The organism is Advenella sp. EE-W14 (assembly GCF_012923605.1).
Taxonomy (GTDB): Bacteria; Pseudomonadota; Gammaproteobacteria; order Burkholderiales; family Burkholderiaceae_B; genus Advenella; species Advenella alkanexedens.
On the sequence record NZ_JAAVNG010000010.1, the window covers coordinates 126,199 to 138,920 of the forward strand.

At 50.0% G+C, this 12,722-nt stretch carries 13 protein-coding genes; 5 read left to right on the plus strand and 8 right to left on the minus strand.

Translation table 11 applies throughout. From position 1 onward, the window contains the following. The first annotated feature begins 450 nt into the window (after window positions 1–450). The 3 genes from HCX92_RS10080 to HCX92_RS10090 all read left to right on the plus strand — a co-directional run bounded on the left by HCX92_RS10080 (window position 451) and on the right by HCX92_RS10090 (window position 2,664). Window positions 451–999 (plus strand): sigma-70 family RNA polymerase sigma factor, encoded by a 549-nt coding sequence (locus HCX92_RS10080; RefSeq protein ID WP_169294839.1) that lies wholly within the window; start codon window positions 451–453, stop codon window positions 997–999. After that, window positions 996–1,709: an anti-sigma factor domain-containing protein gene (locus tag HCX92_RS10085; protein WP_169294840.1), complete on the plus strand. Its 714-nt coding sequence runs from the start codon at window positions 996–998 to the stop codon at window positions 1,707–1,709. The genes HCX92_RS10080 and HCX92_RS10085 overlap by 4 nt, the downstream gene beginning before the upstream one ends. A gap of 163 nt (window positions 1,710–1,872) precedes the next feature. After that, a complete protein-coding gene (locus HCX92_RS10090; protein WP_169294841.1) occupies window positions 1,873–2,664 on the plus strand; it encodes a DUF4394 domain-containing protein in 792 nt (263 codons plus the stop codon). 81 nt (window positions 2,665–2,745) lie between these two features. On the opposite strand, the gene HCX92_RS10095 is transcribed toward HCX92_RS10090, so the two are convergent. Next, window positions 2,746–3,630 (minus strand): LysR family transcriptional regulator, encoded by an 885-nt coding sequence (locus HCX92_RS10095; protein WP_246587173.1) that lies wholly within the window; start codon window positions 3,628–3,630, stop codon window positions 2,746–2,748. 123 nt (window positions 3,631–3,753) lie between these two features. Between HCX92_RS10095 and HCX92_RS10100 the strand changes: the two genes are divergently transcribed. Then, entirely contained in the window at window positions 3,754–5,001 is a 1,248-nt protein-coding gene (locus HCX92_RS10100) for an alpha-hydroxy acid oxidase (RefSeq protein ID WP_169294843.1), read from the plus strand. Here the strand turns inward: HCX92_RS10100 and HCX92_RS10105 are convergent. The 6 genes from HCX92_RS10105 to HCX92_RS10130 form a co-directional block, all read right to left on the minus strand. Then, a complete protein-coding gene (locus tag HCX92_RS10105) occupies window positions 4,937–6,310 on the minus strand; it encodes an LLM class flavin-dependent oxidoreductase (protein WP_169294844.1) in 1,374 nt (457 codons plus the stop codon). The genes HCX92_RS10100 and HCX92_RS10105 overlap by 65 nt on opposite strands. 30 nt (window positions 6,311–6,340) lie before the next feature. Beyond that, the gene (locus tag HCX92_RS10110) at window positions 6,341–7,285 is read right to left on the minus strand and encodes an ABC transporter ATP-binding protein (RefSeq protein WP_169294845.1); all 945 of its coding nucleotides are present in this window, start codon (window positions 7,283–7,285) and stop codon (window positions 6,341–6,343) included. Between the two features lie 36 nt (window positions 7,286–7,321). Beyond that, window positions 7,322–8,143, minus strand: a complete 822-nt coding sequence (locus HCX92_RS10115; RefSeq protein ID WP_169294846.1) for an ABC transporter permease — start codon at window positions 8,141–8,143, stop codon at window positions 7,322–7,324. After that, a complete protein-coding gene (locus HCX92_RS10120) occupies window positions 8,140–8,907 on the minus strand; it encodes an ABC transporter permease (protein WP_248290044.1) in 768 nt (255 codons plus the stop codon). Before HCX92_RS10120 ends, HCX92_RS10115 begins: the two co-directional genes overlap by 4 nt. Window positions 8,908–9,007: 100 nt before the next feature. Then, window positions 9,008–10,123, minus strand: coding sequence for an ABC transporter substrate-binding protein (locus HCX92_RS10125; RefSeq protein WP_371808409.1), 1,116 nt, complete (start codon window positions 10,121–10,123; stop codon window positions 9,008–9,010). A 111-nt stretch (window positions 10,124–10,234) separates the two neighbouring features. Next, window positions 10,235–11,749 carry an amidohydrolase family protein gene (locus tag HCX92_RS10130; protein WP_169294848.1) on the minus strand — a complete coding sequence of 505 codons (1,515 nt, stop codon included), beginning with the start codon at window positions 11,747–11,749 and terminating at the stop codon, window positions 10,235–10,237. Between the two features lie 385 nt (window positions 11,750–12,134). On the opposite strand from HCX92_RS10130, the gene HCX92_RS10135 reads away from it, so the two are divergent. Further along, window positions 12,135–12,350 (plus strand): molybdopterin-binding protein, encoded by a 216-nt coding sequence (locus HCX92_RS10135; RefSeq protein WP_169294849.1) that lies wholly within the window; start codon window positions 12,135–12,137, stop codon window positions 12,348–12,350. A 141-nt stretch (window positions 12,351–12,491) separates the two neighbouring features. Here the strand turns inward: HCX92_RS10135 and HCX92_RS10140 are convergent, their stop codons facing one another. Continuing rightward, window positions 12,492–12,710, minus strand: a complete 219-nt coding sequence (locus HCX92_RS10140) for a hypothetical protein (RefSeq protein WP_169294850.1) — start codon at window positions 12,708–12,710, stop codon at window positions 12,492–12,494. Window positions 12,711–12,722: the final 12 nt, after the last annotated feature.

Below are 12,722 nucleotides of genomic sequence, written 5' to 3' on the forward strand. Positions count from 1 at the left end.
TTTTTAGAAATACATATGAATCACTTGATTGCTAAAACGTTTGGTGGCTTGTCGCTAACTTATTATTTTCGCCATTTTATTTTTGGACTTATTTTCCCTGCATTATTCCTGTTCATGCAATCCCAAACCACTCAGCCCACCTCAATCGGAATGATGGTTTTTATGGCCATTTCAACCCTGCTTTATCCTTATTCCCGCTTTGTTTATGAAAGCATCATTGACTTCATCATGGGGCAAAATGTTTTTTTCATTAATACCATTGTGATGCTCATTGCAAAATTGATAACGATGCTGTTATGCTGGGTATGCGCAGTTTTCATTGCCCCCGCAGGTCTGGTGTATTTGTATTTCTATCATAGCAAGCAACAAAATAATAGTTAACAATAACCAGACATAACAGGTAGTCAAGTAACATTACCGCCTCACTTCATATTTCAGGGATACCTTTTCATGGCGTCGTCGCTGTTTGATTATGAAAGCCATTTAGAAGCCTGCGCAAAACAGGATGAGCAGGCTTTCAAAACCCTGTATCAGCAGGAATCGGCACAAATGCTGGGGCTGGCCATGAGCCTGCTTGGCGATCGCGCACTGGCCGAAGATTGCCTGCATGACACTTTTGTACAAATCTGGCGGCATGCCCAGCGTTTCCAGCGTGCGCTGGGTAGCGGGCGTGCCTGGATCTACAGCATTTTGCGCTACCGTGCGCTTAACCACTTGCGCAACCATGGCCGCTACACAGAGCTGGATGATGACTTCATTGAACGCATTGCCGACGATAGCCCCCAGGCCAACGAGCTGTTTGAACAGAAAAGTGAAGAAAAACAGCTAAGCCGTTGTTTGCAAGGTATTGACCGTAACCGCAGGCACCCTATTTTACTGGCCTTTTACCATGGGCTAACCCATGAGCAAATTGCCAGCCGCCTGACCACCCCGTTAGGCACCATTAAAAGCCGTATTCGCGCCGGTCTTCGCGCCTTACAGGAGTGTTTGCAAGGATGAATAACCTGCCCACCGATGAACAGCGTACGCTAATTGGCGAATATCTGCTTGGCCTGCTTGATGAAGCACAAGCCAGGGAAATTCACGATCTGATTGAAAACGACAAGGACGCCGCCAAAATGGCCCTGCAATGGCAGCAACATTTCCTTGAACTGAGCGACCAGCTACCGCCCCAAACACCCACGGCACAGTTATGGCCGCGACTGCAAAAAAGCCTTGGCCTGGGCACACCCGTCCAACGGGCAAGCCAGTGGAAAACCTGGTGGCAAAGCCTGGCTACCTGGCGCTTGGCCAGTGCCGTGCTGGCCTTTGCCTTACTGATTGTTATTTTGCCAGAACCGTGGCAAAACGATATATCCGCCAACCGTTATACCGCCGTCTTGCAGCCGCCTGGTGAAGCCGCCCAGCCCGGCTGGGTGGTGCATATTGATCAAACAGGCGCCCTTCTGCTGGAGCCCCTGAATGATCAAGCTATTCCGGCCAACCGCTCTATCCAGTTCTGGACTTTGGTTGATCCTGCCCTTGGCCCCCGCTCTTTGGGTTTGGTTGAACCGGGCAAACCACTGCAACTGCCCGTAGAACAAATTGGGCCCGTACAAGCTGGACAGCTGTTTGAACTGACCCTGGAACCAGAAGGCGGCTCACCTATTAACCGACCAACAGGACAAGTACTTTATATTGGCCGGGCAGTCATGGCGTCCATCAACTAAAGCGGTTTATACAAAAAAAGTCGCGATTTGAAAATTTATTTTTAAATCGCGACATCCAACGCATTCTCTCGCGGGTATATATATCAGGTGCCCTAACAAAGTACCGGCAAGACTGGCATTTTTCAGTCTCGCATTCATATCTGAAAACACTGAGAGAAATTTTATGAACATGCGTAAATCCCTGCTTTCCATGGCATTAACCGCTGCCGCAAGCACCCTTTTGGCTGGTACAGCCAGTGCCGCAACCCTGCTTGCATTAACCGCCGATGGCCAACTTTATAAAATTGACAGCAACAACCAGAAAGTCACCGCCAACATGGCTGCCAGCAGCCCCACCCCCCTGCGTGGCATTGATGTACGTCCGGCCAATGGCAAGCTTTATGCTTTGGGCAACGACCATCAGCTATACAACATTGACCTGTCCAGTGGCGCCGCCAGCAAAGTCGTAAAACTGAACAAGGAATTGCCAGGTAGCGGTCAGGCCGTGGTTGACTTTAACCCCGCCGCTGACAAACTGCGTTTGCTGGCTAACGACGGTACCAGCTTTCGGGTTAATGTAGAGACCGGTGAAGTTGCCGTGGATGGCAGCACCAGCTATGCCGCTGATGGCCCCCATGCCGGTAAAAAGCCCAATATCGCGGCAGGCGCTTACACCAACTCATATGCTGGCACTAAAAGCACTGCCTTGCATACCATTGACTTGGCCAACAATAGCCTGATGTTGCAGAACCCGCCCAACGACGGCATTCAGCAACCTATAGGCAAAATTGCCGATGATCTGAAAACAGTGGCCATCGATATTCAGAGTGATGGCAAAGGTGGCAATACCGCCTATCTGCTAACAGGTTCCACCCTGCATGTACTGGATCTGGGCAATGGTCAACCCAAGACCTTGGGTAAAATAAACGGCCTGCCAGGCAATGTCATTGATATTGCCGTGCTGCCAGGCATGTAATTACCCAATATGTAAGTTTAAAACGGAAACGCCTTCGGGTGTTTCCGTTTACATTTTTCTGTGATCAGGAAAAAACAAATCTTAAAAAAACACGCCGCTTGCCTCAAAGTTTGCCGCCTGTAGACAGCTTTTGACTAATGCAGGAATAAGCGGCCTTGGATCATCATAACGATAATGCAGGCAATAATCCAATTTTTGCAACGCGTGACGGCTTTTGAGTAACACAATTTTTTGTTGATGCACCAACCCGTTTGCCAAGCCTTGAGGTAAAAATCCAATGCCGGCGCCTTCAAGAATAAGCCCTGCCACTACCCCCCACTGATTACACACAACGGTTTGGGCAAATTTTACGCCGGCACGTTCAAGCCAGCCATCCAGAATATGGGTAGCGCCCGAACCACGTGGCAACGTTATTAGCATTTGCTTTTCCAATGAGGCAAGCTCCAGTACCGGCAAATGCCGGGCAATATCGGGCCGGGCGCACCACACAAATGACGAACTGCGCAAAGGGATAGACGCCAGCCCCGAGCGCCTGGCGTGACCCGCAATCACCGCCACGTCCAGCTCTCCTTTTTCAAGCCTTTCGGTCAGCGCCTGGCCAATATCGGTTAACACACTGATAGACAGCGCCGGATGCTGCGTTTGCACTTGGTGCACCCAGGCAGGCAACCAGGTAATAGAGGCCAGTTCGCCTGAACCGATTCGGCAACGACCCTGTAACCCGGCGTTTGCCGAAACGATTTCCTTAAGCGCTTGCGCCTGCTGCAATAAGGCAATGGCCTGCGGCAGCAAACGTTCTCCGGCCTCGGTTAAGCTGGCTTTATGGCCGCTACGGTCAAACAGGGTCTGGCCCAGCGAAACCTCCAGTTCGGCAAGGCGCTTGGACAACGACGACACCGTCAAATTCACCCTTTCTGCCGCCATGGCAAAACTGGGGCTAATGGCCGCCCAATAGAATGCTTCCAATTGTTTTAAGGTCATAGTTGAATAAAAGAAAACAAGTTATTACGATATTATTCGCTTTTTTATTATTAGTAATCCTTTTACAGTCACTCATCGTAAACATATTTGCATTGTTCAGGTGAGCCCATGAAAGAATCAGCCCTTAACACCCACACTCCACAAGCTATCGCACAAAACGCTTCCAGCAATGCATGGACGGCATTTAACGGCGCCAACACCAAAGGCAAACTGGCCAGCATACTTTGCCTGGATGATTTTGAAGCACGGGCACGCGCCTATTTGCCCAAAGCGCTTTACGGCTACATTGCGGGCTCGGTTGAAACCCGTCAAAGCTGGAAAGACAACTTCAATGCCTTTGAACAATGGGAATTTGTACCACGCGTACTGAAAAATGTTGCCCGGCGCAGCCAATCAACCGCCCTTTTCAAGCATGAATGGGATTGCCCTTTTGGCATTGCTCCCATGGGCATTGCGGCCCTTTCCACCCATGACGGCGACCGGGTCATGGCCCGGGCGGCGGCGCAGGCCAATATCCCTTACATTCTAAGCGGCTCTTCGCTTACCCGCCTTGAAAGCATTATGGAGGTTGCCCCCAACAGCTGGTTTCAGGCGTATTTACCTGGTGAGCAACAGCGGATTGATGCACTCATCGCACGGATCAAAGAGGCTGGCGTTCAGACACTGGTTATCACCGTTGACATACCCGTGGCCGGTAACCGGGAAAACAATATCCGTGCCGGGTTCTCCACCCCTTTGCGCCCCAATGGCCGATTGATATGGGATGGCATGACACACCCACGCTGGTTGCTGGGCACGTTTTTGCGCACCTTGATGGATGGCATTCCTCATTTTGAAAACTCCTTCGCCGAACGCGGTGCCCCCATTATTTCAAGCAATGTAGAGCGGGATTTTTCCAACCGGGAACACCTGGACTGGCGCCATATCGAAAAAATCCGTGCGCTGTGGCCTGGAAACCTGATCATCAAAGGCATTTTAAGTGCACCCGATGCCAGCATGGCCAAAACCATAGGCGCTGACGGCATCATTATTTCCAATCACGGCGGTCGCCAGCTTGATGGTGCCGTTTCACCGTTGCGGGTCTTGCCCGATATTATCCAGGCTGTCGGCAACCTGCCCGTTATGCTCGATGGTGGCATTCGCAGGGGTAGCGATGTGCTCAAAGCCCTTGCATTAGGGGCTAGGTTTGTATTTCTTGGCCGCCCTTTCAATTTTGCCGCGGCCACGGCCTCACAGGCAGGCGTTAGCCATGCGATTGCGCTACTGAAAGCCGAAATTGACCGCAATATGGCTATGCTGGGTGTGAATCGACTTGAAGAACTGGGGAAGGAACATCTTTTGAAATTAAGGGTTTAGGCTGTTTCAAACCCAGATTCTCCCGCAAGGTGGTGCCCTCATACTCCGTACGGAACAAACCACGCCGGCGCAGTTCAGGCACAACACCTTCAATGAAGTCGTCCAAGCCACCCGGCAACCAGGGAGACATGATATTGAAACCATCCGCCCCGCCTTCTTCAAACCACTGTTGTAACTGATCGGCAACCCGGGCTGGCGTGCCGACAATCTGCTGGTGTCCCCTTGCACCGGAAATTCGCAGGTAAAGCTGGCGAATGTTCAGGTTTTCCCGTCGTGCCAAATCCACCAAAAGCTGCTGGCGGCTTTGACCACCATTGGTTTCAGGCAAATCGGGCAAAGGCCCGTCTACCGGGTAGCCGGATAAGTCCGCACCAATCATGTTGGATAGCAGGGAAACACCAACTTCAGGATGAATCAGATTTTGCAACTGTTCAAATTTTTCTTCTGCCTCTGCCTGGGTACGCCCGATGACCGGGAAAATACCGGGCATGATTTTGACATCATCGGGAGAACGGCCATAACGCTTTACACGTTCCTTGATATCGGCATAAAACGACTTTGCCTCGCCCAAGGTCTGATGCGCAACAAAAATCACTTCAGCCGTGCGTGCTGCCAGTTCGCGTCCTGTTTCGGAAGCGCCTGCCTGCACCACCACGGGCCGTCCCTGTGGTGAACGGGCAACGTTAAGCGGGCCACGTACTGAAAAATGTTTTCCCTTGTGATTCAACACATGCAATTTGTTCACATCATAAAAAACACCTGATTCTTTATTACGCACCAAAGCATTGTCTTCCCAGGTATCCCATAAACCCACCACCACATCATGGAACTCACCGGCACGCTCATAACGTTGCTCATGTTCTAGCTGCTTTTCATAATTAAAGTTTTTGGCTTCAAAATCACTATTGGAAGTGACCAGATTCCATCCGGCCCTGCCACCACTAATCAAATCCAGCGTGGCAAATTTACGTGCCAGATTATAAGGCTCGTTAAATGTTGTGGAAGCCGTACCAATCAAGCCGATCCGCTCGGTAACCGCAGCCAGTGCAGGCAATAAGGTTAAAGGCTCCAGTGTGTCCGCTCGTGCGGTACGTGCCAGCGTGGCAGGGTCAGAGGTTTTAACGCCAACACTATCGGCAAAGAAAATGGCATCAAACTTGGCAGCCTCGGCACGACAGGCAAGTTCTGCATAATGGGCAAAATTGGCACCGGCATCGGCCTGTGCCTGCGGGTGACGCCAGGCGGCGATATGGTGCCCGGTCTGCATCAGAAAAGCACCCAATTTGATTTGTTTTAACGGTTTACTCATAAATCAACTCTTTAACATTAAATGAAATATTTACCAGGACATTCTCAAGTCTGCAAAAGAACGGGGCAAGGATGATGGATTAAGCGCTTGTGTATCAATCTGGTTAACATCAATATCCAGGAAATCACTCAACACATCATCGCGCAAGCGAATGAAATCCGGGTCACTACGATTACGTTCACGTGGCAAATCAATTTCTACCGTACGCTTGATACGTCCCGGATGGGGTTCCATCACCACCACCCTGTCCCCCAGAAATACAGCCTCATCAACATCATGGGTGACCAGCAGCATAGTGATTTTTTCTTTTTCCCAAATACGCTGCAACTCAACCTGCAAACGTGATCGTGTCAGGGCATCAAGCGCACCCAAAGGTTCATCCAGCAATAACATGCTTGGGCGATTAACCAGACCGCGGGCAATCGCGACCCGTTGCGCCATACCACCCGAAATCTGATGCGGGTAAGATTGTTCAAACCCTTCCAAACCAACCAGGGCAATATGCTCTGCGATAAGATCGCGTTTCTGAGCCGCATTAAATGGGGAATTACGTAAAGCCACACCAACATTCTGCGCGACCGTCAACCACGGAAACAGACGATGATCCTGAAAAACAATGCCACGATCACGACCCGTCCCTGATATGGGCTGGCCACCAATAAGAATCTGTCCTTCATACTCGCTATCCAGGCCCAGCACCAGACGTAACAGGGTGGATTTACCGCAGCCACTGGCCCCCACAATACTAACGAACTGCCCTGCCTGCACATTCAAATTAATATTTTCCAGAACCTGCAAAACACCATCACTGGACTGCTGGCTGGCATAGCGTTTGCCCAGTCCGACAATTTCCAGATTATTGGATTGCCGCGGTGTTCTTGGATTCTGATCTGACAGTACCTGTACTAATGGGCCCGAACTACCCCCTGACCCAAGTGCGTGATCGGCACGATCCCTGAATTGATATTGCGTCATTATTTATTCTCCTTATTCCATACCTTTGATAAAGGGTCAAGAGCGGCCATAACCAAGACTGATACGGCGCTCAACAAGCCGTGCCAAGGCATTCATCAGCCACCCCACCAACCCGATAACCACCATCCCGAAAATCACCAGATCCATTTGAAAATGCTCACTGCCATCAACCAGCGTATTGCCAATACCCGTACCGGCAGCCAGCAAATACTCTGCCCCGATCGTTGCCAGCCACGAATAAATCAGGGCCAGATAAACACCGGTAAAAATGGATGGTATGGCGGCAGGCAAAATAACACCCGTAATGGTTTGCCAGCGCGTATATCCGTACACCTGCGCTACTTCAAGCAGTTTGGGTGGCGTGTTTTTGATGCCATCAGCAGTATTAACCACTACCGGCAGCAAAGCGGCCAGCGACAGAAACACCACCTTGGCCACCTCTCCCAAACCAAACCACACAGAAAGCAGTGGAATCCAGGCAAACAGGGAAATTTGTTTAAACGTATTAAAACTGGGTCCTACAATACGGTTGAATAAAGGCACAAAACCCAACAGTCCCCCCAAAACCAGACCGGCAAACGTTCCAATTGCAAAACCGGCCATTTCCCGTCCCAGACTGGCACCCAGGGCCACCCAGATCTTGCCCGAGGAAAACTGGTCAATGGCGGTTTCCAATACTTTTAGTGGCGACACCAGCAAAGCGGAGTTAACCAGGCCCAGCTCTGAGCTTGCCCACCACAGGACAAGGGCAAAAACCGGCAACACAAAACCTTTCCAGCGCCCGTTAGACCGGACACGTAAAGGTGCCGTGGTTTCAGCAGCCGCAACATCAGAAGATAACGCAGCAAATTTACTCATTGAACTCTCCTGAATGCAGGTAAATGACGTTTGCCCATCAACCTGGATTCAATAAAATCCAGAAACCGGTCAATCAGATAACCAATCGCCCCCACCACAATGACCGCCGCCATCACCAGATCCAGCTGGAATAACTGACGCCCATAAACAATCAAAAACCCAAGTCCTTCACTGGAAGCCACCAGTTCCACAACCACCAGTGATAACCAGGCCTTGGTGAAACCCAGTCGCAAACCGGTAAAAATCGTGGGTGCCGCCAGTGGCAGGATCACCTCAAATACTTCCTGCCGGCGGGTATAACCGTAAACGCTGGCCACCTCACGAAAGGAAGGAGGCACCTGATGAAAACCTTGTAGGGTATTAAGCGTTGCCGGCACCAAAGCCGCCTTGGCAATCAGGATATATTTAAGTGGCTCACCAATACCCACCAGCAATAAAACAAATGGCATCCAGGCCAAAACCGGAATCTGCACCAGTGCATTAAAAGTGGGCAACAGATATGACTCGATCTGGCGTGATAAGCCCAGCACGCAACCCAGCAACACGCCTAACAGCGACCCGGCCAGAAAGCCCAGCAATACCCGCTGCAGACTGACCGAGACGTTCAGCCACAGATCACCACTCTTAACAAGATCCACCAGCGTTTCAAGCACAAAGGCGGGCGATGGCAGAACCTGAGGAGAAATCCATCCCTGATCCACGCCGGTCTGCCATAAAACCAGCAGGACCGCAGGCAACAGCCAGGGTAAGAGTCGATCACCCATGCGCAACAGAAACAGGCTGCCAAACTTTCGGACAGAATCCTTCTCATCCGTGTCAACCGGAATCACGGCCAGACTACTTTGTGTCATAACGTCCCCCTGTTTAGCCGCCACTGGCGACAGTGGCAACCTTGGCTTGCTGCTGAGGCTTGCCAGTCACATCAAAGCGGGTCCAGCGATGGGTCAAGCCCTGCGTTTCAAGTGCTTTTTGCAGAAAACGGGTATCAAACCAATCATCTACCGACACATCACGTCGAATCAGTTTCAACTCGAGCGCGTCACTGACCACTTCCTTATAGCGACCCACGATAAAATCATCAATCAGTGGAGAATTACGCACGGCCAGATCCTGATTCTCGAACTCAGCCACATAGGACTCATAGGGCGTGCCGCTACGGGCCCACAACCTGAACAAGGCCTCACGATTTTTCTCATCCGAAGCCCAATCTGCAGCCCTGACAAAGGTATCAACCACTTTCTGGACAGCTTCGGGATGCGCATTGGCAAACTCATCCCTCACGTGTAGATGTGCCTGGCGGGTAAAAACGGGTTCTTTGCCCTGAGTCGAATGAACAATGTCAATCAACCCTTGATTACGCAGTTTAAACAGCTCTTGCCCGCCAAAAGCGGCGTCTACACTTTTGGATGCCAGTGCCGCCTGTGCACTGCCCGAATCCAGATTTATCCCTTTTATATCGCGCTCTTTCAGGCCATGTGCCGCCAGCAGATTATTGGCAACAAGATGACCGTTGGTACCACGAAAAATGGAAACCCGTTTGCCTTTCAGATCGTTAATTGACTTGATATCGGAACCGACCGGTGTCACAAGATATAGATTATTACGAGCCCCACTAATTAGCAGAACACGTGTTTTAAGACCATTGGAACGGCCCACTACCGAGGGCAAGTCACCATGGTAGGCAAAGTCAATCTGTTTATTGGACAAGGCTTCGTTAACGGCCGGGCCCGCCCCTTTAAAAAACACCCATTCAACCTCAACCCCATCACCCTTGAAGGCCTCTTCAACCCAGCCATTAATTCGCGCGACGGCACCGGGTGAGCCACCCCAGGTAATCGGTTCGCCACCGCCTGCAGTGGCAACACCAATCCGTACTTTTGACAGTTTTTCTGCATATACCGGTGTAACGGCAAAAGCCAGCACCAATCCACCCAGCATGGTTTTCAATAAAGACCGGCGTATTTTTTTATATTTCATCATAAATATTCCTGCATGAATCCGTTTGGTTAAAAAATCGGGCGGACCCTTTCACACCCTGGCACACCCGAGCCAGTTAAAATAAGGTATGTGTGAAATAGCCCGCGTTACCGATTAAGCCGCCTTTTTATCCAAAGAAAGCTTTTTCTCTATGGTTGTGCCGGCAAAAAAGTTCGGATTAGCTTCCGTATAAAAGCGGTAAGGGTTTCCAAAAACCAGCGCTTTAAAATCGTCTTCACTAATCACACCCTGCTCTACCAGGTCCCAGCTTTCTGCCAACGGTTCCGTTAAATCGGGCACATCCCAGTGACCAATATCGGAAGACCAGATCGCTTTGGTTTTAACGCCAAGCGGATTAAGTTTTTCATTGAAAGCAACCGCAACCGTACGGTCGTCCGACTCGGCACCAAAGTAGAAACTGTCTGCCCATTGTTTTTTAATATCTTCTGGTGACTCAATGCCTGCCAATGCAAAATCATCCAGCTCTTCGGCATTCGGTTCACGGCTGTGCGGGAAAGCCGATACGCCCAGGCTATCAAGCAACAAGGTGTTCTTATCAAGCTTGCGTCCCTTGATAAAGTCTTGGCCATAACGCTGGAACAGGTTTTCCAGCAAGTCCAGATCGGCATTGGCCGGGTTGTAATTCTGTACCGCCACGCGATTGCGCTTTTCCCAGCGATCAATCAAGTGCGTAAACACATTGGCTCCCCAGTCTGCGCCCCCTTCAAGTAAGGCCACACGCAGCCCCGGAAAACGTTTGGTCACGCCACCAAAGAAAAGCGCCTTGGCAAATGCCTCGGAACCATCTGCAAAGTGCCCAATATGGTTGAACATGTAATTACTGACGGAATGGCGCCCGGTCCAGCCCTGACTGCCATAATGAGTAGTGACAGGCACACCCAGCTCCACCACTTTGGCCCAGAACGGGTCATAGTCATAGTCACTGTCAATGCCATAAAAATCGGTGTAATGCGCATATTTGGCCACATCCGGATGATGAGCCGGCGGATACTTGTCGGCAACTGCAGGCACAGGACGGCGCACCCCACCGGCAATGTTGATCACCTTCAATCCCAAAGTCTTGACGGCAAACTCCAGCTCTTCTATTCCTTCTTCTGGTGTATGCAGTGGAATACCGGCTACAGGTGTCAGGCGGTCACTGTATTTGCCGTACAAATCCGCATGAAAGTGGTTAATGGCGCGATGCAAAGCCTGGCGATGCTTGCCCGCCCCCAGCGGTGCCAGCACATCATTGGGAAACAGTACCGAGTAATCAGCACCCTGTTCTGACAGGCGTTCTGCCAGTAGCTCGGGCAAGGTATACGTGGCCAGATCAAGCGTATTACGGGTAACCCGTGCCCACCATGGGGAGCGTAAGGTACGGTAATAACGACGTTCTTCCTGTGTCTGCTGATACCAGTCCTTGCCATTGCTGCGTGTATTGAAACGGGAGCCAAGGACTTTGCGCAAGGCATCCACCAGCTCACCGCCCCCGTATTGCTGCACATACTCTTCCAGCGCGGGGTTATAGTCGTTTACATGGACATCAGTATCAATAACCGGGTAATCCAGACCGGCCTTGACGGCGAGTGAGCGGGATGCCTGAGCAGGGGTAAGACGTGCGTTCATAAAATCTCCAGATAAAAGGTGACATTGATGAAAATTCCGATGAGTTATACCGCGGAATTTTTAAATTGAAAGCAAAGTATAGGCAGACCCGGATTCATTTCTAAACAATTTTTTTAATATTTCCATATGCCTTATTCTTATTTTTTATCTTGCCAATAAAGGTTTATTTACGCGTATGTACTTATATTATTTAAGGAAATATGATTATTGAAAAACATTAAATTTATTTTTAATTTGAAATAAAATAAGATTTAATTTCCTGAGGTGATATCAATAAGATAAAAATGTCTTTGGAAATTGAACCCAGGTTTCTTATGATGAAAAGAACAGCAGCACGCAATCATTACCCGTTTTTATTATTTATTTTCCATCAAAGGAAATCATCATGTCTATCAAATCAATCAACGCACGCAACCAGTTTCATGGAAAAATCGTTGAAATCGTTACCGGACCGGTTGTGTCCGAAGTGGATATTGAAACGCCAACCGGTCTTATCACCTCAATTATCAGCACCCGCTCTATTGCCAAGCTTGAACTGAAAACTGGCTCGGAAGTTATTGCGTTTGTAAAATCCACAGATATCGCGCTGGCAAAGCTTTAAGATGTCATTGTCCAGCTGAACAGAAACCCAAAACAAAACCCCAAAAACTGGACATACCAAATTTTTGGGGTTTTGTTAATGCAAACGGACCGTCAATCATTGATGGTCCGCAGCAAAGATCAGGCTAACTGCTTACACGCTTTACCGTGCTTTATGGCCCTGTGCATTTTTTTCCTGCTCCAGCAACCTTTCTTCCTGATCTTCATACAGCACACCGCCCATGGCTGCCACAAGAATCATAAAACCAGTACCTATCAGCCATGAGAAGTACCAGGGCCCATAGTCACCCAAAATGACCGCTGCCAAGATGGCGACCACGGACAGGATCATCAAAATAATAATGCGAGACAGTAATGACATTGCCGCGACTCC

Bases quoted from the DNA above. Each gene is read 5' to 3' on its own strand.
- HCX92_RS10080 (WP_169294839.1), top strand. From the start codon at position 451: ATGGCGTCGTCGCTGTTTGATTATGAAAGCCATTTAGAAGCCTGCGCA.
- HCX92_RS10085 (WP_169294840.1), top strand. From the start codon at position 996: ATGAATAACCTGCCCACCGATGAACAGCGTACGCTAATTGGCGAATAT.
- HCX92_RS10090 (WP_169294841.1), top strand. From the start codon at position 1,873: ATGAACATGCGTAAATCCCTGCTTTCCATGGCATTAACCGCTGCCGCA.
- HCX92_RS10100 (WP_169294843.1), top strand. From the start codon at position 3,754: ATGAAAGAATCAGCCCTTAACACCCACACTCCACAAGCTATCGCACAA.
- HCX92_RS10105 (WP_169294844.1), bottom strand. From the start codon at position 6,310: ATGAGTAAACCGTTAAAACAAATCAAATTGGGTGCTTTTCTGATGCAG.
- HCX92_RS10110 (WP_169294845.1), bottom strand. From the start codon at position 7,285: ATGACGCAATATCAATTCAGGGATCGTGCCGATCACGCACTTGGGTCA.
- HCX92_RS10115 (WP_169294846.1), bottom strand. From the start codon at position 8,143: ATGAGTAAATTTGCTGCGTTATCTTCTGATGTTGCGGCTGCTGAAACC.
- HCX92_RS10120 (WP_248290044.1), bottom strand. From the start codon at position 8,907: ATGGGTGATCGACTCTTACCCTGGCTGTTGCCTGCGGTCCTGCTGGTT.
- HCX92_RS10125 (WP_371808409.1), bottom strand. From the start codon at position 10,123: ATGATGAAATATAAAAAAATACGCCGGTCTTTATTGAAAACCATGCTG.
- HCX92_RS10130 (WP_169294848.1), bottom strand. From the start codon at position 11,749: ATGAACGCACGTCTTACCCCTGCTCAGGCATCCCGCTCACTCGCCGTC.
- HCX92_RS10135 (WP_169294849.1), top strand. From the start codon at position 12,135: ATGTCTATCAAATCAATCAACGCACGCAACCAGTTTCATGGAAAAATC.
- HCX92_RS10140 (WP_169294850.1), bottom strand. From the start codon at position 12,710: ATGTCATTACTGTCTCGCATTATTATTTTGATGATCCTGTCCGTGGTC.